This window comes from Paenibacillus castaneae (genome assembly GCF_002884445.1).
In the GTDB taxonomy this organism is placed as follows: domain Bacteria; phylum Bacillota; class Bacilli; order Paenibacillales; family Paenibacillaceae; genus Pristimantibacillus; species Pristimantibacillus castaneae.
The window spans coordinates 872,782-896,048 of the sequence record NZ_KZ614144.1 but is presented as its reverse complement, the minus strand read 5'-3'; the positions used below and the strand labels follow the sequence as shown (position 1 = coordinate 896,048).

Here is a 23,267-nt window from a genome sequence, read left to right as displayed (position 1 = left end):
TAAGATATTCACTTTGTAACAAGTGAACTTCTTACGGGTCACCTTTCTGTCTTTTGACAAAAACTTATGCAAATTGATGATTGTGAACCTCAATCATTACTCATACGCAGCGCATCTGCTGCCTTAAGCTTCAATGCTGCCCGGGAAGGAGCAATGTTAATCAGCAAGGAAGCGATTAGAAGCCCACCGATAAGCGGAACTAATATCTCAAATGGATAATTGAAAATGACAGAATCCTCATATACTCTCGTATCCTTCTTGATCCCTTCCACAAATATGCTCGCTCCACTCGAACCAACTCCCCAACCAACTAACAAACCTATTGCGCTGATCACGAAGCCCTCGATGAAAAACATCCAATAAATATGCCTGCCAGGCAAACCGATACAGCGCATCATAGCCACTTGCTTGCTTCGCTCGCGCACTGCTCTAAACTGGATGATTGCAAGCCCCATTAAACAGATACAAGCTGAAATGACAGTAAACCCGATGAATCCATTTCCGATTTGCTTGTTCATTAGTTGTGACGCCGTATTTTTGAGATAAGGCACATTGAAGTCCAGTACGCCAAGAATGGCGAATCTCTCCTCTAGAGCCTGCGCCAGCTTAATATCTCTATAATCAAAACGGAATAGAGCAAATCCAAGTGATGTTTGATTAGGCCATTTGAAACCATAAGGACGGAGCTCCTCCACAACGCTCTTGTTCATAAACATGCCGCCATAAAAGTCGATCAATACCTTTTGATTAGGGACAAATCCCGCGATTATAAATGTTTGTTCAGAAACAGGAAGAGCTGGAGTTGTACCCTCCCCCATATAGACCAAAGTCCCCCCTTTGTATATTGGCAACGTGATGTGATCTCCAGCCTTCATAAGCTCAATAGCATCAGGAAACAGCGGGTCCTCCATCATATAGAAATGCGGCAAAATTATATAGGTTGGATCGTCCAATACGGCCTGCCAAGTTTCTTGGTCACTGCTGAATTCAGGCGATCTGGCAAGTAATTCCAAGCCTCCATGCTTCACTATTTCCTCGGTAACCGGTAATGCGGCTTGGGCTATCCTCCCGTTCTCCCTTACTTGCAGCATAAACGGCTCCACGGTCATTACGCCTTTAATATTGTGTTTGATATAAGTATCCGCCGTTGCTGCCGTTATCAATTTCTCCTTCTCTTGTACGGATTGATAAGCAGCGTAGCCACCGAAGCCGATAACGGTCTGATCCGTCCTCTCCACGCTGCCAGCTGCAAGCAATAACTGCATGATGCATGTCATAAAGGTAATGACCATCATTACAAGCGCGAACAAGAGAGCAGCTGTATACGTTCTCCCTATGTGTCTGCGCGAATATTTGACGGCAAGCATAACGGATATCGCTGGCAGTCTGATAAACCGAAGCAGCTTCTGCAATGGCAGATCGATACGCCCTAGCAAATTCAAAGCAAAAAAAAGCACAGTAAAACAGGTGATGAGCCAAGTTGACGCAATAAGCAGCATATTGTCGCCGTTTAATTCGGGAGGCTCAATGAACACAAATACGAAATGAATACAGGCTGCCGCTAAACCAGCAGTCAGGAGCAGTCGAATGGTCCAAGGCTTTTTCTTGCCGCCTTGGCCCGCCCCACCGTCATCGGAGGAACCCCTCAAAGCTTCAACAATTTGAAATCTGCTCGTTTGGCGCGCGACAAATAAGGAAATAACAGCAAGAAATAGCAGAACAATTACAAATAAAAAGATGATGCTAAATGCAGATACATAAGGTTGGATGGTTACAGGGTTGCCTGCCATTCGCGACAGCTCTTCGGTATAGGAATTATACAGTAATTCAACGAACCCATAACCACCGGCTACTCCCACTACTGTTCCTAATAAAGCACTTAGCAGAGAGAGCAGAAACGCTTCTACGAGAAACATTGCAGAAATATGACCTCGGGAAAAACCGATCGCGCGAAGAATGCCGTACATTTCCTGCCTGGATTCGCCGATCATCACAAGCACCTGCCGCATAAACAGCATACTGGAAGCAATCGCTACCAGACTGATCATTCCGATAATAAGGGCATAGTTCATTTGGCGAACCTTGTTCATCGCATCTTGCTTCAGATATACGACTTGAAATGGAAGCTCCTGCAGTCTAAACATCCCATACAATTCCGTCGATGGGTCCTTTGAACCCACCAGAATGGCTTCGTAGCTGTCTCCTTCTTGATGAGACAATTCTCGAACGGTACGCTCGCTTCCAATAACGGTGCCCGTGAAGGCGCCGGAATCGATGTAGCCGGTTAAACCGCGCTGCTCCGCCACATCTCGGATTCGGAGCAGCTTCTGCCCATCGGCTGTTTTAATCGTCACCGTGTCGCCAATCTGGACCTGCAGCAAGCCTGCGGTTTCACGGTTAATAATAAGCTCGTCGTCAGCTAAGCCGCGGTTCCACAGCTCCGCTCCCTTTGGATCAAACTTTGCCGCAGTTTCTAAGGAAAAGCCGAGCAGCAGCATATTGGTCAATGCCGCTTGATTGCGGTCCCCTGCTGTATTCGAAATCAAATTAGCCTCAGTCTTTACATAAGGCAGAAGCGTATAATCATTATTCATAGAGCTGGGATAATCCATTAAGAGAGCAGTCTCCTCGGCTGAGAAGCCTCCTGAATTAAGATTCTCCGGCGTGAGCTTCCAGTTAATCGGCCCAAGCCGCTTCTCGATCCACGCTGCCCCGCTGTGCTTCACGGATTCGTAATTGACGACACTGATAGAGATCAGCATCGCTCCTATTGCTCCAGCTATAACCGTGAGCAGCGTCTGCTTCCATTGCTTCTTTAAATGGCCGAATGCCATGCGCCATATTAAGCCAGACTTGATCATAGCGGGCCGCCTCCGCCTTGAATGACCCGTCCGTTCTGCATACGAATCGTTCTCGATGTGCGATCAGCTATTCTTGGATCATGAGTGACAATGACGACCGTTGTGCCATGATGGCGGTTCAGCATCTCCAGCATGCCGATGATTTGCTCTGCGGTATCCGTATCCAGCGCTCCCGTCGGCTCATCCGCCCAAATGATATCCGGCTTGCCGGCAATGGCCCGGGCAATCGCAACCCGCTGATTCTGGCCGCCGGACAGCTTCGAAGGATAACTGTTGGCTTTCTCCTCCAGCCCTACTTCCCTCAACGCTTCAAGTGCTCTTGTTCTCGCTTTGTTTGCAGATATACCTGCAGCAATAAGCGGCAGAGCTGTATTCTCCCATGCGTTCAGCACAGGCACCAGATGATAGGATTGAAATACAAACCCCATCTTAGCCAGCCTCAGCTTCGCGATTTGCTTATCGTCCCACTTATGAATCGGAGCATTCCCGATCCAAATTTCGCCGCTGTCACTCGACTCAATCCCCGCTAAAATATGCAGCAATGTCGTCTTGCCGCAGCCTGATGGTCCCGTAATCGAGACCATTTCTCCCTTCGAAATCATCAGCTCAACATCGCGAAGCGCTCTTGCAGCAGCCTCACCCTTCCCGTACGTCTTCGATAGCCCTTTTACTTTAATCATCTTCTATCTTCACCTCTTGTTCCATTGAATGCTCTAACTCTAGCAATTTCATATGCATTCTTAATGGAGCAAATATGCAGAACTTGTGCAGATTTCTATTCCGTTATAATAGGCAGGCTTAGCGTAAAGGCAGCCCCTTCCCCAAACTTGCTGCTTACGGTGAGCGCTCCCCCATGAGCGATCGCAAACTGCTTCGCAATGGCAAGGCCTAAACCTAATCCTGCAGCTCGTTTTCCTGCTTGGGAATAAGTCTTGCCGCGGTAGAACCGATCGAATACAAAGTCGAGCTCCTCCTCTTCAATTCCCCAGCCGTCATCAATAATCGTTACCTCAGCTTGTCCATTCGCTAGGCAAACCGCTATGCACAATTCATTACGGGTATGCCCAATTGCATTGCCAATCAGGTTAATAATAATTTGTCTAATACGGGTTTCGTCCGCGTAAATCCGAACGTCCCGATCCAAATCTAATTTTGTATTGATCAGATGATCCTCTGTGCTCACGACAAGCGTCTCCGCAATGGCTGCAACCATCTCCGTCAACGAGAACCATGTTTTTTCCAGCGCCAGATGATTCGACTCGGCGAGCGAAAGCTCCTGTAAATCACGAACCAGCTTCGTCAAGCGGAGCGTCTCATCATGCAGCGATACAGTCTTGGCAAGTGGAAGCGGCAGTCCGTCCTGAATCGCATTATCAAGCTGTGTTCGCATAATCGCAATCGGCGTACGCAGCTCATGCGCGATATCGGCAACCATCGTTCTTCGAACCGTCTCAAGTCTCTCCACCTTCAGAGCAAGGTCATCAACAGCCTTAAGCGCAGCACTGAAACTGCCGCTTACAGAATCTGAGGCAGCGGCTTCAGTGCCGCGTGCAGCTGCTCGCTTCCAAATCGCCGCCGCAGCAAGCTGCTCCGTTTGCTTCTTTACTCGGAGCGTTCGACTAAGATGCCATAGCCCGGCTGCATAAATGAATATGGCTATCATTAGCGGTATGCCAATGAAGCTCAATAAGGATTGACTGGAGATGGCCGTTTCGGTGTAACCGACAATGTTTCCATTCGAAAGCACTGCCATTTTTCTTTCCTGCCGCGTGCTTGAATTACCTGACGCCAGCTCCGCCACCTTAACTGAGCCTTCACTGTTGTAAACCTTTATCCAAAGCGACTTGTCCTCTGCGGACATATAACGGTCAGCATAGAGGCGCTCTTCCAGCCCATCCCAGCTCCCCGTCAGCTCATAATATAATTTGGCATAGCCGTTCCAGAACAGCTGTGCCGAAGCTTTCTCCGTCTGAGATGAGTTATGTAAGAGTACCAGCGTGGTGGCAAGTGCAATACCAAAAGCGACGCTGCTTATAAAGACCAGTTTCCAATGCGGCTTAGCCCCAATCCCTCTCATGCTTCTACTACACTCCCTCTGCAAATCGATAACCTACACCGTATACGGTTTGAATCAGAGCTACCCCCTCTTCATAAACCTCCAGCTTGCGGCGTAAATTGCGAATATGAGAATCTAGCGTTCTCTCATAGCCAAGGAAGCCGTCACCAAGCGCCTCATCCATTAAATGCGTACGCGTAAACACTCTTCCGGGGTTGGATGCAAGCTTCCAGAGCAGCAAGAACTCCGTTCGAGTCAGCTCAAGCTTCTGCCCATCCAGCATAGCCATGAAGCGAAGCTGATCCAGCTCGAGTCGGCCTCTGCGGATAACCGAATCATGAGAAGCTTGCTGCATGTTTCCATCCAGCTTGCCAGCTCTGCGCATAACCGCTTTAATGCGCGCGCTTAGTTCGCGCAAGCCGAACGGCTTCGTCAAATAATCATCCGCACCAAGCTCAAGCGCAAGAACTTTATCAAATTCATCGCCTTTGGCCGTCACCATGATGAAGGGCAGCTTCCAACGTTTCTCATTCCATTTGCAAATATCGATTCCACTGATTCCGCCCGGCAGCATCCAATCGACGAGCAGCAGGTCGGGAAGCACCGATGCTATAAGATTGTCCGCTTCATCCCATGTTGAGGCGCCATACACCTCGATCGATTCCTTACGCAAAAAATCTGAGCATTCCCGGAGCAGCCCCTCTTCATCCTCGATCCATACGATTTTCAAATTTCACTCACACTCCCATGAGCAAATTGTGACACAAAAAAACAGTTCTTCCAAGTGGTTGGAAGAACTGTTTTTTGAAATTTTCACTAGAGCTATACTCAAGCAAGCTTAACGCTGCAGCTGCCAACTGGCGATCCAGCCCACAGCGCTTGCAGCTGATCACCGTCATGCAGAGCCGCTACGCCAGCTGGCGTTCCTGTATAAATAATGTCGCCAACGCCAAGCCCATAATGGTCACCGACATACTTTATGAGCTCGGATACGTTGAATATCATATCAGCGGCCTTGCCCCGCTGTGCCTCTTCTCCGTTGCGGAGCAGGACAAACTCAGTCTCCGCGAGCGCCGCTGCTCCCGGATACGGAAGCCAATTGCTGATCGGCGCAGAGTTTCTGAAGCCTTTGGCTGCAAGCCAAGGCTGGCCTTTGGCCTTAAGCTTCGATTGTACATCCCGCAGCGTCAAGTCTAGCCCGAGAGCCATCGCGTCTATACATAGTTCGGCATCCATTCCTTGCTCGTAAGCCTGTCCGACTCGCAGTACGATTTCCAGCTCGAAATGAACCTCGCCAACATTCCCTGGAAGCTCGACAGTATTTCCGTCCATCGAAATAACCGCATGCGACGGCTTCGTAAATACAAGCGGCTCCTCAGGAACCTCGTTGCCAAGCTCCAGGGCATGAAGCTTATAGTTGCGGCCAATACAATAAATATTGCGTATATCATTTGTGCCCATTCATTACACTTCTCCCTTCAAATGTAGTGAAACATCCTTCGTCATGGCTTGATATAACACTATCCCTGCTTCTGGGCAGCAATTTTCTCGGCCAGCTCGTTAAGCTCCGCCCAGCGGTCCATCAGTTCTTCAAGCTGAGCCTCTAGCTGCCCTTGTTCAAGCGTCAGCTCCTGCAGTCGCGCAGAATCACTGCTTGCTGCTTCCATGCTTGCCGCAACTCCATTGATCTTGGCTTCCATAGCAGCGATCTTGCCATCAATCTCCTCGTAATCCTTCTGCTCCTTATAGGACATTTTGAGCACAGGCTCCTTGACCGCAGGTTTCGCATTCGCAGCAGCTACAGAAGCGCTGCTCGAAGACGATGACGAGGACTTCGATGCTGACGTGATTGACGAAGCTATTTTCCCTTGCTTTTCTACATAAGCTTGATAATCCGAATAGTTGCCCGTATGGTGAGTAATCCGGCCTTCACCCTCGAAGGCGACAATTTTATCGACCGTCCGATCAAGGAAATAGCGATCATGAGAAACGACGAATACTACGCCTGGGAAATCATCTAAATAATCTTCAAGCACCGTAAGCGTTGCAATATCCAGATCATTCGTCGGCTCATCGAGAAGCAGCACGTTAGGTGCATTCATTAATACACGCAGAAGCTGCAAACGCCGTTTCTCTCCACCGGATAGCTTAGCAATCGGAGTCCACTGCATTGTAGGCGAAAATAAGAAGCGCTCCAGCATTTGCCCAGCCGATATGAGCGAACCGTCTGCCGTCTTCACCTGTTCTGCATCCTCGCGAATGTATTCGATGACACGCATCGTTTGATCCATCTCTTCATGCTCCTGGGAGAACCAGCCTAGCTTTACCGTAGTACCCAGTTCAACGGTTCCCTCATCCGGCAGCAATTTTCCAGCAATAAGCTTCATTAATGTAGACTTTCCGCTGCCGTTGCGGCCAACGATGCCCACGCGATCCTCAGGTACGCCAATATAATTAAAATCTTGAATAAGCGTACGATTACCATATCGTTTCGTTACGCCTTCCATCTCTACAATTTTTTTGCCAAGACGGGTAGAAGCAACCGATACTTCCAATTTACCGCCCGCTTGCTTTGGCACATCTGCTTTCAGCGCTTCAAAGCGGTCAATCCGCGCTTTCTGCTTCGTCGTTCTTGCCTTCGCGCCTTTTCGTATCCAAGCGAGCTCATTGCGAAGCAAACTCTTGCGCTTTGACTCTGTAGATGATTCTCGCTCCTCACGCTCCAACTTCAGCTCAAGGAAGCGGCTGTAATTGGCTTGATAGAAATGAGCTTGCCCTTTATCAAGCTCTATTACACGATTGCTTACACGATCGAGGAAATAACGATCATGCGTAATCATGAGCAGCGCCCCTCTGCGCTTCTGCAGCATGCCTTCCAGCCAAGCAACGGAATCATTATCGATATGGTTCGTTGGCTCATCCAGAATGAGGACATCCGACGGCAGCAGCAGCGCTGCCGCCATCGCAACCCGCTTGCGCTGGCCGCCAGATAGCGTTTCTACCTTTGCCTCATAGTCGTATATGCCAAGCTTCGTCAATGCCATCTTGGCATCGCTCTCCAGCTGCCAAGCGTCCAGCTCGGACATGAGCTCATTCGCTTTCATCAGTTGGTCTTGAACCGCAAGGTCGCTCGGATTTAATTCAATAGCTTCCATTGCATTCGTATAGGCCCTTACCGCCCGAAGCTGCGGAGAGTCTCCGCCAAGCACATGCTCCAGCGTCGTTTCATTAGGAGCAAACACCGGATCCTGAGCAAGCATCCGAACCGTAACGCGGTTGCCGATTGATACTTTGCCTGAGTCCGCCGGCTCAAGACCAGCAATTACTTTCAAGAACGTAGATTTGCCCGTTCCGTTCACGCCAATAATACCGACCTTGTCGCCATCTTCTACGCCAAAGGTAACATTCTCGAATAATACTTTCTCGCCATAGCTTTTCGTTATATTTTCAACTGATAATAAATGCATATGTCAAACCTACTTTTTCGAATGATATAGTCGTAATCGTACCACTCGTATCATACCACAAATAAAGGGGCCAGCGCTTCGTCTTCCTTGACGGGCGCCAGCCCCTTCTTGCTTGCAATTGATCAATTACCGTTTGCCGATCATGTTTTCTGGACGAACAAACTCATCGAACTGCTCCGAAGTTAGCAAGCCGCTCGCAATAGCCGACTCTTTCAATGTTAGTCCTTTTTTGTGTGCATTCTTCGCAATAGCAGCTGCATTCTCATAACCGATATGAGGGTTAAGCGCCGTAACGAGCATGAGTGATTGATCAAGATTGCGCTTAATTACCGCTTCGTTCGGCTCGATGCCGATTGCGCAATTATCATTGAAAGATACCATTCCGTCAGCCATCAAAGCGACCGACTGCAGGAAGTTATAAATAATAACAGGCTTGAATACGTTAAGCTCGAAGTTGCCTTGGCTTGCCGCCATTGAAATGGCTGTATCGTTCCCGATTACCTGGCATACGGCCATTGTCAGAGCTTCACTTTGCGTCGGATTTACTTTACCTGGCATGATCGAGCTGCCCGGCTCGTTTTCTGGGATAGAGATTTCGCCGATTCCGCAGCGAGGACCGCTTGCCAGCCATCTTACATCATTGGCGATTTTCATCAAATCAGCTGCAAGCGCTTTGACCGCACCGTGCGTGTATACGATTTGATCGTGGCTTGTCAGCGAGTGGAATTTATTCTCCGCTGTTACAAATGTTTTGCCGGTAAGAGCCGATACTTCCGCCGCAACAGCAACCGCAAAGTCAGGATGCGCGTTAAGGCCTGTTCCTACAGCCGTACCGCCGAGAGCCAGATCACGCATCGTATCGACGGATTGAACGAGCATCGCGCGCGTTCTGTCAAGCATCGAATACCAGCCGCTAATTTCTTGTCCAAGCGTAATTGGCGTTGCGTCTTGCAGATGCGTGCGTCCAATTTTCACAATATCGTTAAACTTCTCCGCTTTCGCGCGAAGCGTAGCGTTGAGCAGGTCAAGTGATGGAAGCAGCGTATCCTCAAGCGCAATAACGCCCGCAATATGCATAGCTGCCGGGAATGTATCATTAGAGCTTTGCGAACGGTTTACGTCGTCATTCGGATGAATGCGCACATCGCTGCCACGCTCTGCTAGCAGGCTGTTAGAACGGTTGGCGATAACTTCATTCACGTTCATATTCGTTTGCGTACCGCTACCTGTCTGCCATACAACAAGCGGGAAATGCTCGTCCCACTTGCCTGCAACGATCTCATCAACCACTTCACCAATAATTGCTGATTTAGCTGCATCCAGAACGCCTAGCTTCTCGTTGGCTTGTGCAGCTGCTTTCTTGATATACGCCATTGCGTAGACGACTTCAATCGGCATACGCTCACCGCTAATTTTAAAGTTTTGCAGGCTTCGTTGTGTTTGCGCTCCCCACAGCTTATCCGCAGGAACCTGAATTTCACCCATTGTGTCCTTCTCAATCCGATAATCCATTACATGAACGACTCCTTTAACCATTTGATTGATCACTTTATGAACCTGTTTCTGTTATAACGCTATTCCCGCTCAGAATCAAGCCAATCACTAGTAAAACGATGTTCAATTCCGATGAAATGTGAATATTTACGCCATATTCAATCGCTGAAGCGTACCGTCTTTTTCTTCTATTTCAATAAACACAGCCCGCACGTCAGGCTGTTTATTCGGCGTATGCATCGTCAGCATTAGTTATAAAAATACCCCGACAGAGCGTTTACTCTCTATCAGGGTAATCGATTAGAGCGCTTTCGCTTCGCGATACGCCGCCATATAAGCTGCAGCCTTCTTCTCAATAAGCGAGAAGTCGCCAGTCTTCACAGCATCCTTCGTTAGATCGGAGCCAATGCCGACCGCCACTGCACCTGCTTTGATCCAATCCTTCAGATTGTCGAGAGATACACCGCCGGTTGGCATAATGTTCGCCTGCGGCAGAGGTCCTTTAATAGAAGATATAACGCTAGGTGAATAAAGGTTGCCTGGGAATAACTTCACTACATCAACGCCCAGCTCCAGTGCGCTTTGAATTTCGTGTATCGTCATCGTTCCCGGCATAATCGGAACCGCATATCGATTGCATAGCTTAATCGTATCGGGATTAAGAGCTGGCGCTACTACATACTCGGCACCAGCCAATATAGCAGCACGCGCCGTTTCCGGATCAAGAACTGTGCCCACACCAATAATCGCATAATTATCAGCATCAAGCTCTGCTGAGCTGGAGTATTCCTTCGCCAGCTGTTCAATTGCACGCAGCGCGAACGGTACGGTCATCGTAATTTCAATCGCTTTAATACCGCCCTTAATCGCATGGCGAGCCATGTCTGCTACTTCTTCTGCTGAGTCAGCGCGCAATACAGCCACTACGCCTGCTTCTGTTAGCTGCTGCAATATTTTAAGTTTTTTCATTCGCTAGTCACTCTTCCTTTTTTGTTCATATTTGTTCGAAAATGTTCCATCTATACCGTACATTATATGACGATTCTAGCAAATCTTCAATCTTTCTCCTACTTCACGTAGTCGATTTCTAGAAACTTCTCGACTTCCTTCTCCCAACGCTCACTAACAAACTGAACATGAAGGGGATGTGCATTGTATGCTTCGTAATCCGCTTGATTGGCAAACTCCATAGCGAAGCCGTGATTATAATCATTTTTCGAACTTACTTGCTTGTATACATGAAAGTTTGTTACAGTTGGGATAGATGTAAGAATACGCTGCCCATCCTCTAGAAATCGGCGCTCCGCCTCCGAGTTCCGCTCATGCTTCAAGCTAAAAATAACGGAATGCAAAATCCACTCTTTCGATTGTTCTGCCATGATTATCGCTCCCTCTTCTATTAAACTATTATTTGATGACATTGAAGATAATAAAAATGGGTATTCGTCCCTTTAAAATAACATAAACACGCCCTCATTGTAACCAGTTTGATACCGAATTGTAACTGTTCTGTTACGACTTATTTAGTGCCCACGATCTATAATTAGGTATACAACGATTTATCTTCAAGAGGGGCTGAACATCATTTTTACCATCTGTATTAAAAGCAACAAACATCACTTGTCCCACCGTCTGCGTCTTACCCGCTTTACTGCAAGTCTCCCCATCTCGTTATGTGCAGGAGGATATAGCCGTGCCTAAGCCAATCAAAAACAGCGGTCGCTATATGCCTGGGTTAGATGGCTTGCGCGCCATTGCCGTACTCGCGGTTATCGCCTACCATTTGAATCTTGATTGGGTGCCTGGCGGTTTGCTTGGCGTAACCATGTTCTTCGTCCTCTCCGGATATCTCATAACGGACATTCTGCTCAAGCAGCTCGGTCATACGAAATCAATCGATTTAAAAACATTTTTCATACGCCGCGCCAGACGTCTGCTTCCCGCAATGTTCTCCATGATGGCACTTGTTTCCATATGGCTGTTGATTAGCGATTCCAGTCGGCTCTTATCTCTAAAAGGAGATATCGGATCGGCATTACTTTACATAAGCAACTGGTGGCTCATTTTCCACGAGGTTTCCTATTTCGAGAGCTTCGGTCCTCCCTCCCCATTCGGACATTTATGGTCTCTTGCAGTCGAGGAACAGTTTTATCTGGTATGGCCCTTACTTCTGCTGTTTGTCATTAAGTTCGTTCCAAAGCGCGGCAAGCTCGCTTTATGGACACTAGCATTAGCTGCCCTATCCGCAGGTGCGATGTCGCTGCTTTATGAGCCGGGTGTGGATCCAAGCCGCATTTACTACGGCACGGATACAAGAGCCTTTGCCCTTCTGATTGGTGCAGCGCTGGCTGTCGTCTGGCCAAGTTGGAAGCTATCCGAGTCCCTTCCTTCCCGAAGCCGCATCACATTAGATGCAATTGGAACAATCGGTTTAATCGTCATTGTTCTAATGATAAGCAGCACAGGCGAATACGACTCCTTCCTGTATCGCGGCGGAATGGTGCTGCTCGCTATCGCTACCGCTGCTGTTGTAGGTGCACTCGCGCATCCCGCCAGCAAGCTCGCACAATTAATTGGCAACAAAGTTCTCACATGGATTGGTGTACGTTCCTATGGCATCTACTTGTATCATTATCCCATTATTGTGTTAACCACGCCCACTGCCGAAATGGGAGAGTTGCATGCTGTAAGAGCACTCATTCAAGTTGTTCTAACTTTTATTCTAGCTGAGCTGTCATGGCGGTTTGTAGAGGAGCCCATTCGGCATGGTGCGCTGGAGAGGCTGTTCACCTTGCTTAGACGGCAAATGAATAGAGGTATTCGTATGCCTAAGCTGCAAAAATCAGCCATTTACTTCACTCTGTTCGTTCTCGTTGTGTTCTGTATGTCCTTCGCGGACAGCGAGGTTCTGCAATCTGCTGATAAAAGCAAAAGCGATAAAGCAACCGTCCAAACGGGTACTTCTAACGAAACCATCTCCCAGCCCCAAGCTGATGATCAGAAAAATATCGGAGAAGCAGACCATGTAAGCAATAAAGCACCCATACTTCAACCGACTACTGAACCAACTACTGAACCAACGCAGCAGAAAGGAAATTCCGCCGAATCATCCGGGCATACGATCGAAAAACCGGATCATACGTTGAATAATGATACCTCCTCGATGCCAGATGATGGCGCTGCAGGCGAGAAGCCGGCGGTTGAACAATCTGATGCTGATAAGCCCTCGGATAATGGAGCTGAAAGCAGCAAACCTGAGCCTGAACAACAGCCTTCTGATCCCTTAGCTTATGATGGTATAACGGCGATAGGAGACTCCATCATATTGGATGCTGTTCCTTATTTGGAGAAATTGCTGCCGGGAATCGTAGTTGATGGCAAAGTCGGCCGACAGCTATCACAGGCCGCAACCATCATTGAGGAGTTGAAGAAAGACAATAAGCTTGGAAATACGGTCATTATTGAGCTTGGAACAAACGGAGCGTTTACAACCAAACAGCTTGATGCGCTGCTGACTGCAATCGGCTCGGAACGCCAAATCATTATGGTGAACACACGCGTGCCTCGTAAATGGCAGGATACCGTTAATGAAATGCTGGCTGAGACAGCAGATAAAACAGCAAATGTGACATTGGTGGATTGGTATACAGAAAGCAAGGGGAAGGAAGATTTCTTCTCTAACGATGGCGTTCACTTAAAGAAGCACGGTGCAGAGTTCTTCGCTGATCTGCTGGCAGAAGCCGTTCCCTTAAGCTGAGAGATCGAGAATCAAAATGGAATCTAATGAAAATCGCGAAGAAGCACATACGAGTGTCGTATGTGCTTCTGTTTATTTGCAGTTGGCTAAATTTAACAGACACAGGAGCCCTTATTTGCTGCAAATACCACTTTTTCGAGTTCTTACGGACCTCAGAGCCCTTATTTGCTCGAAAAGTTCCAATTATGACCCGATTCAAGGGAAATAACGGCGCTCATGTCCGTAAACTTTGCTTTTACAGCGAATTCACTCATATAACGCATCTCATGTCCGTAACTGCTCGTTCAATGATCTATTTGAGCTTATAGCCATCTCATAAATCGTCTATGAACAAAAGGGATATGATTATGTTCCGCCCACCTCTTGCATTCTTTTATCCCCATATCTTCATTGTCGAGAAATTGAAAGCTCATACGAAGCGGCACTATTTTTTTGTTTTTCAGCTTAATGCCTACAATTGGCTTTACATATCCCATTACCATCAATCTATCCACATTTACTGCTAGTATGGTTTGATCGGAAATAGATATAGATTCCGAATGCAACGACAGAAAAAATGCCTTCATAAATGTCCTATAAATGACGAAAGCCAATAGAAATAAACATAATAGAGTGTATCCGCAAAAAGCTATATATAAGATCAGATAGCCATCAACGTCTAAATAGTTTCGACTAATCCAAAAAGAACCACACATAAAATGGAAAAGCAAAATAAAAATCATCAAAGTTCCCGAAGGATTTTTAATGTTGAAGGTGGTATTATCGTAATTCATTACTCGCTCCCCCCCTTTGAACCATCATCCTTAGCCCGAATACATTCGTCAGCTCAACGAATTGTATGATCGTATTGTTTGTTTGCCTTGAAAATCATAAGGAATGACATCAGATTCAATTAGTTTCTTTAAACCACACTTATAATATGGCATTTTATGATCTGCCTCGTTAATATCCACCCATTTCACTTCAGCTATTTCATGAGGTCGTGTTATCTTAATATGTGCATTTACTGTCTTCACTTTAAATGTTGCAAACACGACGTGTTCACCCTTTTCCTCGAAAAAGCATTCATTTACTGCACAAATACCTAATAATTCAACCTCAAGGCCTGTTTCTTCTTTAGTTTCTCTAACTGCCGCTGAAGACCACGATTCTTCCATCTCTACAGCTCCGCCAGGTAACGACCAGCTCGAAGTGAGTATATTTCTAACTATTAACACTTTATCTTTCTCTTCATTTGTTATCAATGCATAAGCAACATCAACCCTAAACACAGCAAGCACCCTTTCGCGGCTATTGTAAATAGTTAAACGCTATAGTCGAAAATATCTTTATAAAAAGGTATTTTTCTTGAATGGACCCATTCAACAGCAAGCAATACAAGTGGCGATGAGTTCTCTGTATTCAACTCCATTATTGGCATCCAAAGAGCTCCTTCAGAGTCCTGCCCTTCAAATGATTTAATAGAGCTAATTAATGCGTTAGACTTAACTTTCGTTTCATAAAAAATAGCAATACCCAGGTAAGTCATACTTTCCAGAGTAAGGGCCAAGTATTTTACGAATAACTAGAATCTGTTCGTTAACAACACAGATCCCATAAACGCCCATATGCCGATAAAATTTGCTGCTCTTATCTTCCACGTAACCCCTCCTTCATTATCAACCATTATTGTATAAATGTACCACACTTTATTCATAAGGTTTATCACGTTATTGAACTGTCAGTAAGCGGTATTCCCCAAAAATAGGCCTTGAGCGCCGCATGTGGTAGGGACATGTAACTGAATTTTTCGAATCTAACGTTTGTTGACTATAGTATCAAGTTTGTTATCTAGAAGCATCGAATCCTCCTGTAATACAATGAACGTAGCAAGCGCAATACAAGCGAGAAAACACCGGAAGGAGTGACAGACATGAGCTCTAAAGCCGAACAAAAGAATAAAAGAAAGCGCTTACGGATTCGTTGGCACAAGCAGGATACGGAACTAACACTCTTGGCATTGCCGACGACGATTTGGTACATACTGTTCTGTTTCTTGCCTATGTTCGGGATCATTATTGCCTTCAAAAACTTCAGAATTAGCGGCGGATTTTTGAGCAATGTGTTCAACAGTCCGTGGGTAGGTTTCAAAAACTTTGAGTTCTTATTCAAGTCGAATGACGCTTGGATCATTATTCGAAATACGATTGGCTACAATATTATCTTTATCGTTCTAGGCATTGTACTGCCCGTTCTATTCGCTATTATGATCGGGCTACTCCACAGCCGCAAAGCAAGTAAAGTCTATCAAACGATGATGTTCCTCCCCTATTTCCTATCTTGGGTTGTCGTATCTGCTGTAGGCTGGGCGTTCCTAAGCTTTGATAAAGGGATTGTCAATCAAACGCTCGTCAATATGGGCAGCGATCCCGTTAACTGGTATATGGAGCCGGCATACTGGCCCTACTTTCTGATTCTCTTAAATATCTGGAAAGGCTTAGGCTACGGTATGGTCATCTATCTGGCAACCATCACAAGCCTTGACAGCACCTATTATGAAGCAGCTGTTATTGATGGCGCTTCCATTTGGCAGCAGACGAGATTTATTACATTGCCCATGCTCAAGCTAGTTATCGTCATGCTGTTCATCTTGGCAGTTGGACGTATATTTTACACCGATTTTGGTCTGTTCTATCAGGTCACGCGAGATTCCAACTCTCTATTCAATGTATCTACCACCATCGATGTCATGGTGTTTAAACAACTGAAATCCGCTACCTTGGGGATGGCAGCTTCAGCCGCATTCGTACAGTCTGTTCTGGGTTGTGCAACTATTCTAACCGCTAATTGGATTGTTCGCAAAATTGATCCTGATAGCGCGATGATGTAAGGAGGTAAGAAAATGTCAACGAGAACGGCTTACGAAACGGGCCTTGAGAAATTTAACCGTACAAGCAAAACCGTAAACCTCTTTTTCAACCTGATATTTATCGTCTTGGCGCTGATCTGCGTCATACCTGTAATCGTTGTTCTATCCATTTCATTATCCAGTGAGAACTCCATACGTGAGACAGGGTATCATCTGCTGCCGGTTGCAATGTCAGGAGAGGCTTACGCCTATGTAGTCAAGCAAGGAACGATGATTCTGCGGGCGCTCGGCGTATCCGCTCTTGTTACTGTGGTTGGTACTGTGCTCGGCGTTTTGCTTACCGCCTCCATGGGATATGTCCTTTCTCGACCAACCTACAAGCTGAGGGGCTTTCTGACCTGGGTCGTCTTCATCCCCATGATATTCAATGGCGGCTTGGTATCCAGCTACTTCATCAATACAAATTTATTAGGATTAAAGGATAGCGTCTGGGCACTTATTCTACCGCTTTGTGTCTCATCGTTCAATGTTATCATCTGTAAAACCTTCTTCAAAAGTACGATTCCCGATGGGCTGATTGAATCTGCTGAAATCGATGGCGCGAGCCAGCTGCGAATCTTTTTTTCCATCATCCTTCCGATCTCCTTGCCGGTCATTGCAACAATTGGACTGTTCCTATGCTTCTCTTACTGGAATGACTGGTTCCAATCGATGCTATATATCGACAACCAGAACCTCTATTCATTGCAGGCTCTGCTAAATAGCTTGATGAGCAATGTGGATGCACTTGCCAAGAATGCTGCAAGTATGGGCGTTAGCTATGCCGTGCTTGTCGCAACGATGCCGAAGGAATCTGCTCGCATGGCTGTAGCCATTATCATCGTTTTGCCTGTAGCCTTCGCTTATCCGTTCTTCCAGAAATATTTCATTTCCGGATTAACGATTGGCGCTGTCAAAGGATAACCAACGAAGTAAGCCAGCTAGCTTGGTTTATGATAGATCGCTGTACAACGCTTACGGTGATACAACTTCAATAAGGGGGAAATGAAATGAAGAAATCTTGGAAGCTCATCTCTACGCTTTGTATTCTCACACTACTGGTGACTGCCTTAGCAGCCTGCTCCAGCTCAAACTCTCCATCTGCAACAAATAGTCCTACGGTAACGACAGACACACCAAAGGACACCGCAGCACCAAATAAGGATATTCCGACTTTGGTCTGGTGGCTCATCGGCGGCCAAGTACCTAATAATTTCAGTAAAGCTATTGATGCCATGAATGCATACACGGCTGAGAAGATTGGTGTGAAAATTGACATCAAGGTTGCCAGCTGGGGTGATTGGGACACCAAAATAAACACGATTGTAAATACTGGCGAACCATTCGACATTATGTTCACGAACAGCGGTAAATACAGCAAGCAAGTGGCTATGGGAGCTTTTGCCGATATCACTGATCTGGTTCAAAGTGAAACACCTGACTTATACAAAGTGATTCCTGAAAAGGTATGGGAAGGTACAAAAATTGGCGGCAAGTATTATTCCGTTCCTACCTATAAGGATTCAGCACTAACGCAGTATTGGGTATACGATGATAAATATGTACAAAAGTACAATATCGATATTAACAACATCAAAACACTGCAGGACCTTGATAAACCTCTGCACAGTATAAAGTCTGGCGAAGGCAAGAGCTTCTACCCCTTGCCAATGACGCAAGGTGAGGGCTTGAACGGTTTCTTTAACAATTATGATGATTTAACATTAGGCTTCGCTCCAATTGGCGTAAAAGCTGACGATGGATCACGCACGGTTGTCTCTGTTCTCGAGCAGCCTGATATTATGGCCGATCTGAAGCTCCTGCATCAATGGTATCAGGATGGCATCATCAACCCAGATGCTCCGACTAAAACAGAGAATGACAAAGGCAGACCATTCTTCGCAGCTCAGGCATTTCCGGGTGCAGAAGTAAGCTGGCAAATCAATGATGCTGTTCAAAAATATGATATGGTTCAGCACTTTGGACCTATTTATACAACGAGTACGATCCAAGGCTCTCTGAACGCGATTTCTGCGAATTCGAAATATAAGAAGGAAGCATTGAAGTACCTCGAATTAGTCAACACAGATCCAAAACTGCGCAATATGCTGGCATTCGGTGAGTTAGACGTCGATTACAAAAATGTCGATGGCGAGAAAGTCATCGAGCGTACTTCCGATACTTGGCCGCTGGCTGCTTACTCTCAAGGCACCTTCTTTAATCTAGCGGTTACCAAAGGCGCTCCTGTGGATCAATGGGACCAAGTTAAAAAGCTGAACGACGCAGCGACATCCTCCACCGTACTAGGCTTTGCTCTGGACATCAGCAATCTTCAGACCGAAATAGCGAATTGCCAATCGGTATGGGATAAATACAAATTTGAACTCATTACAGGCGCATCCGATCCGGAGAAAATGATTCCGAAAATAACAGCTGAATTAAAGTCCGCGGGTATGGACACGATTATGAAAGCTGCTCAAGAGCAAATTAACAATTACTTTAAGTAAGATTGCATTCATACGCATCCCTTATTGAGACACTCTGTAAGGGATGCTTTTTTCTTGCTATCTATGAAGCTTTACTTAATCATGTTAAAGTGGAATGGTAAATGGTTACTTTAAGGCGACCTACTGCAATTGAGGTGTCGTATGAGCTCTTTTTTACAAATCAAAATTTATCGTTACAAGTTTATTGCCTATGTCATCTTCGTCGTCACTATTGGACTCGCGCTTGGCATTCTGACCTGTGCAATGCTGCTGAATCAGTGGGTTGGTGATGCCCGTATAGAGGCTGCTAATGCTTTCGCTGGTGTAGAGAATGAGCTGCAGTATGATGCCGACCGCATTGAGGCTTACATGCAGCGTATATACTCCAATCATAGTCTGATGGATGATGCTCGCAGCTTTTCAAGCAGCAGTGCTGAAGGCTACTTAACCAGCAGACTGCAAAACAGCCATTTCTCACAGCCGCTGGTATCCTTCCCTGAGGATATTAAGACCTACCTGTACAGCTGGGCGCAGGGTGAAATTACGCAAATTAGTCTGCATACCAACAAGTATGGCAATGTCGTACAATTTAACGATAACGGAATTGCAAGTTTCATGTTCGGTCTGCCAAACACAGATGAAGCTTTCCACGATACCATTCTAAAGGGATTTGTATATCGCAAGAAACTATCGGAGCCAACATTGGGCTCACAGGAATTCGGGGAGCTGCGTTTCTTGGTCAGCAGTGACCAAATCTTTAAATCGATACAAAATTATCGATTTGGCAAGGCTGCTGCAGTCAGTGCTTCCGGCGACATATACCTTATTGGTAATGGGCAGGACCAAGAATTGAAGGAACTAACCCGTCTGGCGGCGGCGAATGAACGCAGTCATGGTTTTGTTTCGAAGGGTCTTTTTAAGCATATATTTTTTGTCACCTTTCCCTCCACCAAGTTCAATTTCAAATTTGTTAGCATCATTGATTTAGCTTCGTTGATTCGTCAGCATGCCCAGATGCTAATCACCATTTTTCTAATCGTATTAATGACCATGATTAGCGTACTACTGCTCATTGTGTATAATATGCGGGATGATGCCCGCTTCCTGCACCGCATTATTCAATCGATTGGTCGCGTGAAAACAGCCAATTTCACACCTAATCGCCCTGCCCGTTATCGTCGAAATGAATACGGCATGATCGCAAGGGAATTAGATGATATGATTCAGCAATTAGAAAAGCATATACGTAACGAATATTTACTTAAGCTAAAGCAGCAAGAAACCGAGATGAAAGCGCTTCAGCATCAAATTAATCCTCATTTTCTTTACAATACGTTAGAGGTTATCCGCTCCACTGCTCTTGTGAACCGGGACAGGGACACGGCTGATGCAATAGCTACTTTGGGGGCGCTCTATCGTGAAATTGTTAAGAAGGAGAATATCATTTCTATTGCAAGCGAGCTGGAATTGCTGCAGAAGTACTTAGAAATTATGGAATTCAAGTATCCAGAGCGTTTTTATTATCAAGTCAATGTAGAGCCGGCGTTACTCTCGATTCCTACCGTGAAATTCTGGATGCAGCCTTTGGCTGAGAATTTTTTCATCCATGGTTTTATTGCTAGTAATGAGTTTAACCTGTATGTAGTTAATGGCTGGGAAGCTGAAGACCATTATGTATTAGAATTCGTGGATAATGGGCGTGGTATTAATGCGGAGCGTTTAAATACCATTCGAAGCACAATGTCGAACCATGATGATACCTCTTCCAATAGTATCGGTTTACGCAACGTATACACACGGCTTAACTTCTTCTATGGGAACAGCTTTTCTATAGAGATTGTGAATAATGATGAAGCTGGAGTCAAGATTTCTGTACGGATTTCAAAAGAGGTGATTGAACATGTACAAGCTGATGATTGTGGATGACGAACCTCAGATTTTGGAGGGGATGAAGCGAATCCTGGACTGGAAACAATACGGATTCGGTCGAATCGAAACTTGTGAATCTACGGAGGAGGCTATATCCAAGGTTGTAGACCTGATGCCGGATGTCGCCATTTTTGATGTCTGCATTGGCAAAAATCTTGGATATGAAGCGATCTGCAAACTCAATGAACTTCAAATCCCGACGAAATATATTATTATGAGCGGCTATAGTGAATTCAAGTATGCCCAAGAAGCCATTCGCTGTGGTGTTAAAGACTATCTGCTCAAGCCTGTAGAACGTACTAAGCTACAGCAAGTTATTGAGAAGATTATTGTTGAAGATCTGGGTGGTACGATAGGCAATATTAGCAGCGAGCATCTGAACAAGGATCCTGTGCTTGGTGTAAGCTATGACAGCTTATCCAAGCTGGTCAATCGCATTCTGCTAATGATCAAGACGGAGTATGCTCAGAATATTACCTTGAAATCGGTGGCAGAGCGCTTCAAGATGAATAGTACCTACCTTGGACAATTATTTCTTAAAGAAACCGAAATGAAATTTTCAGAATACTTAATGGCTTTTCGAATGCTCCTCGCACAAGAACGAATTCAATCGACAGATGAGAAGATTTCTTATATCGCGCTATCCGTTGGCTACAACAATCTCAATTATTTCTATACACACTTTCAAAGCTTTTTCGGGAAATCCCCCTCTGATCTGCGGGGAAAGGGTTAACATCGGACTCAGCAGAAAGGAGGCTCTAGATGCTAAAGCGCTCTAGATACAGAAGTATCTTTATAGCCATCAGTATTATACTGCTGCTCACAGCGTATACGACCGGTTGCTCCCGCCAGCCTAGCAACGACAACAATGATATATACCATGGAAACACTGTAAATCTGATTTATTACACGATTGGAGAGCCTGATAAGGATCTGCAGCTCGTAAATGATAAAATCAATGAAATTATGGCTCGCAAAATTGGCGTTACTATCACCTATATCAAAGTAGGGTGGCAAGAGTACGAAGATCGGCTGAACACGCTTATATCCGCAGATAGCCCTTTCGACATTGCTTTTGCACCCAATTATGCAACCACCGCTATGCGCGGGGCATGGCTGAGACTTGATGATTACCTTACGAGTCTGGGTAAGGAATTGTACGACAGCATTGACCCGACCTTCTGGCAAGGGGTACGAATGAACGATGGAGGCATTTACGGTGTACCGACCAATAAAGAGCTGGCCGTGCGTGACCATTGGATGTATCCTGCATCAATAGTGAAAAAGTACAATATTGATATTACCAATTACAATACGCTGGAATCGCTTGAACCGTTGCTCCGGATGATTCAACAGGAAGAGCCTTCATACATACCTATGGAATTGGATCAAGATTCACACAATTTCTTCGCTCTCTCTGGCTACGAATATATTGTGAACAATAAAGTTCCTTTGATGGTGAAATCACTGGATCCAAATGCCGAGGCCGTGAATATCTTCGAAACAAAGGAAGCACGGCAAATATTAGACACTTTACGTCGTTATTATAAGGAAGGCCTCATTAATAAGGACGCAGCGCTGCGAGAGCCTGGCGGACTTAAGCGTGGAGCTAAAGTGTTCTGGAAGTCGTCAGGCGGCGGTCCACTCTCGGAGACTACTTGGAGTAAGGATCGTGGCTATAAGGTTGTATCCAATCCCGTAACCCCTAGCATCGTCACCACGGAATCGGTCCGTGGAGGAATCATGTCTGTTAATGCCAACACGAAGCATCCCATTGAATGTATTAAGTTTCTGAATCTGCTCAATACCGACCCTGAAATACGAAACTTATTTAATTATGGTATTGAAGGAGTGCATTACACGCTGGATGAGCATGGGCAAGCAGCCCCAATTCCCGGCAAAGACAGCCACGGCGACCCGATCCCGGATGGACCAGCAAGCTATGCAGGAGTTCAATACACACAAGGAAACTGGTTTATCCTGAAAACAATGGGCGGTGATTACCCGGAACCCCTCAATAAATGGGACCAGTTCCGCAAATACAACGCAGAAGTAATCAAGTCCACCGTTCTCGGCTTTACTCCTGATCTATCCAAGCTGACCACCCAAACAGATAACATCGAGATGATTTGGAAGAAATACTATCCAAGCCTCATGACTGGCACCGTCGATGTTGACACGATCCTCCCGAGGTTCAACGAGGAGCTAAAGCAAGCAGGCATCGAAGAGGTACAGAAAGAAATACAGAAGCAGCTGGATGCGTGGCGGGGCGTATAGAGGTAAGTGCTAGTGCAGAAAGAGAAATCAAAATCAGTAGGCAGTTAAAGCAG

Annotated in this window: 18 protein-coding genes and 2 pseudogenes; 7 read left to right on the top strand and 13 right to left on the bottom strand. The window is 46.0% G+C overall.

All coding sequences use genetic code 11. The features are described from left to right. Window positions 1-89 precede the first annotated feature (89 nt). The 11 genes and pseudogenes from CEF13_RS03775 to CEF13_RS03735 all read right to left on the bottom strand — a co-directional run bounded on the left by CEF13_RS03775 (window position 90) and on the right by CEF13_RS03735 (window position 11,257). Window positions 90-2,861, bottom strand: a complete 2,772-nt coding sequence (locus tag CEF13_RS03775; protein ID WP_102709488.1) for an ABC transporter permease — start codon at window positions 2,859-2,861, stop codon at window positions 90-92. Further along, entirely contained in the window at window positions 2,858-3,541 is a 684-nt protein-coding gene (locus CEF13_RS03770) for an ABC transporter ATP-binding protein (protein WP_102709487.1), read from the bottom strand. The genes CEF13_RS03775 and CEF13_RS03770 overlap by 4 nt, the downstream gene beginning before the upstream one ends. Window positions 3,542-3,636: 95 nt before the next feature. Beyond that, window positions 3,637-4,938, bottom strand: a complete 1,302-nt coding sequence (locus tag CEF13_RS03765; protein WP_102709486.1) for a sensor histidine kinase — start codon at window positions 4,936-4,938, stop codon at window positions 3,637-3,639. Window positions 4,939-4,945: 7 nt separating this feature from the next. Beyond that, entirely contained in the window at window positions 4,946-5,647 is a 702-nt protein-coding gene (locus CEF13_RS03760) for a winged helix-turn-helix domain-containing protein (protein ID WP_102709485.1), read from the bottom strand. A 98-nt stretch (window positions 5,648-5,745) separates the two neighbouring features. Further along, on the bottom strand, window positions 5,746-6,378 hold the full coding sequence (locus CEF13_RS03755) for a fumarylacetoacetate hydrolase family protein (protein ID WP_102709484.1): 633 nt from the start codon (window positions 6,376-6,378) through the stop codon (window positions 5,746-5,748). 59 nt (window positions 6,379-6,437) lie between these two features. Further along, complete coding sequence (locus CEF13_RS29640) at window positions 6,438-6,671, bottom strand: ABC transporter C-terminal domain-containing protein (protein ID WP_424991973.1); 234 nt, start codon at window positions 6,669-6,671, stop codon at window positions 6,438-6,440. A gap of 318 nt (window positions 6,672-6,989) precedes the next feature. Beyond that, window positions 6,990-7,352 (bottom strand): annotated as a pseudogene (locus tag CEF13_RS29635) (ATP-binding cassette domain-containing protein); the annotation flags it as partial. A gap of 159 nt (window positions 7,353-7,511) precedes the next feature. Then, window positions 7,512-8,384, bottom strand: a pseudogene (locus CEF13_RS29630) (ABC-F family ATP-binding cassette domain-containing protein); the annotation flags it as partial. A 126-nt stretch (window positions 8,385-8,510) separates the two neighbouring features. Next, window positions 8,511-9,896 (bottom strand): class II fumarate hydratase, encoded by a 1,386-nt coding sequence (fumC, locus tag CEF13_RS03745; RefSeq protein WP_102709482.1) that lies wholly within the window; start codon window positions 9,894-9,896, stop codon window positions 8,511-8,513. 282 nt (window positions 9,897-10,178) lie between these two features. Next, window positions 10,179-10,847, bottom strand: coding sequence for a bifunctional 2-keto-4-hydroxyglutarate aldolase/2-keto-3-deoxy-6-phosphogluconate aldolase (locus CEF13_RS03740; protein ID WP_102709481.1), 669 nt, complete (start codon window positions 10,845-10,847; stop codon window positions 10,179-10,181). Window positions 10,848-10,945: 98 nt separating this feature from the next. Continuing rightward, window positions 10,946-11,257: a Dabb family protein gene (locus tag CEF13_RS03735; RefSeq protein ID WP_102709480.1), complete on the bottom strand. Its 312-nt coding sequence runs from the start codon at window positions 11,255-11,257 to the stop codon at window positions 10,946-10,948. A gap of 314 nt (window positions 11,258-11,571) precedes the next feature. On the opposite strand from CEF13_RS03735, the gene CEF13_RS03730 reads away from it, so the two are divergent. Beyond that, window positions 11,572-13,635 carry an acyltransferase family protein gene (locus CEF13_RS03730; protein ID WP_102709479.1) on the top strand — a complete coding sequence of 688 codons (2,064 nt, stop codon included), beginning with the start codon at window positions 11,572-11,574 and terminating at the stop codon, window positions 13,633-13,635. 302 nt (window positions 13,636-13,937) lie between these two features. Here CEF13_RS03730 and CEF13_RS03725 read toward each other — a convergent pair whose 3' ends face one another. Beyond that, window positions 13,938-14,408, bottom strand: coding sequence for a hypothetical protein (locus CEF13_RS03725; protein WP_102709478.1), 471 nt, complete (start codon window positions 14,406-14,408; stop codon window positions 13,938-13,940). A 48-nt stretch (window positions 14,409-14,456) separates the two neighbouring features. Continuing rightward, on the bottom strand, window positions 14,457-14,906 hold the full coding sequence (locus tag CEF13_RS03720) for an NUDIX hydrolase (protein ID WP_102709477.1): 450 nt from the start codon (window positions 14,904-14,906) through the stop codon (window positions 14,457-14,459). Between the two features lie 641 nt (window positions 14,907-15,547). Between CEF13_RS03720 and CEF13_RS03710 the strand changes: the two genes are divergently transcribed. The 6 genes from CEF13_RS03710 to CEF13_RS03685 all read left to right on the top strand — a co-directional run bounded on the left by CEF13_RS03710 (window position 15,548) and on the right by CEF13_RS03685 (window position 23,214). Beyond that, window positions 15,548-16,504, top strand: a complete 957-nt coding sequence (locus tag CEF13_RS03710) for an ABC transporter permease (protein WP_102709476.1) — start codon at window positions 15,548-15,550, stop codon at window positions 16,502-16,504. Window positions 16,505-16,516: 12 nt separating this feature from the next. Continuing rightward, a complete protein-coding gene (locus tag CEF13_RS03705; RefSeq protein WP_102709475.1) occupies window positions 16,517-17,446 on the top strand; it encodes a carbohydrate ABC transporter permease in 930 nt (309 codons plus the stop codon). Between the two features lie 86 nt (window positions 17,447-17,532). Next, window positions 17,533-19,029: an ABC transporter substrate-binding protein gene (locus tag CEF13_RS03700; RefSeq protein WP_102709474.1), complete on the top strand. Its 1,497-nt coding sequence runs from the start codon at window positions 17,533-17,535 to the stop codon at window positions 19,027-19,029. Window positions 19,030-19,170: 141 nt separating this feature from the next. Further along, window positions 19,171-20,934, top strand: a complete 1,764-nt coding sequence (locus CEF13_RS03695; protein WP_102709473.1) for a sensor histidine kinase — start codon at window positions 19,171-19,173, stop codon at window positions 20,932-20,934. After that, a complete protein-coding gene (locus CEF13_RS03690; RefSeq protein WP_102709472.1) occupies window positions 20,909-21,670 on the top strand; it encodes a response regulator transcription factor in 762 nt (253 codons plus the stop codon). The genes CEF13_RS03695 and CEF13_RS03690 overlap by 26 nt, the downstream gene beginning before the upstream one ends. A gap of 29 nt (window positions 21,671-21,699) precedes the next feature. Beyond that, window positions 21,700-23,214, top strand: a complete 1,515-nt coding sequence (locus tag CEF13_RS03685; protein WP_102709471.1) for an ABC transporter substrate-binding protein — start codon at window positions 21,700-21,702, stop codon at window positions 23,212-23,214. Window positions 23,215-23,267: the final 53 nt, after the last annotated feature.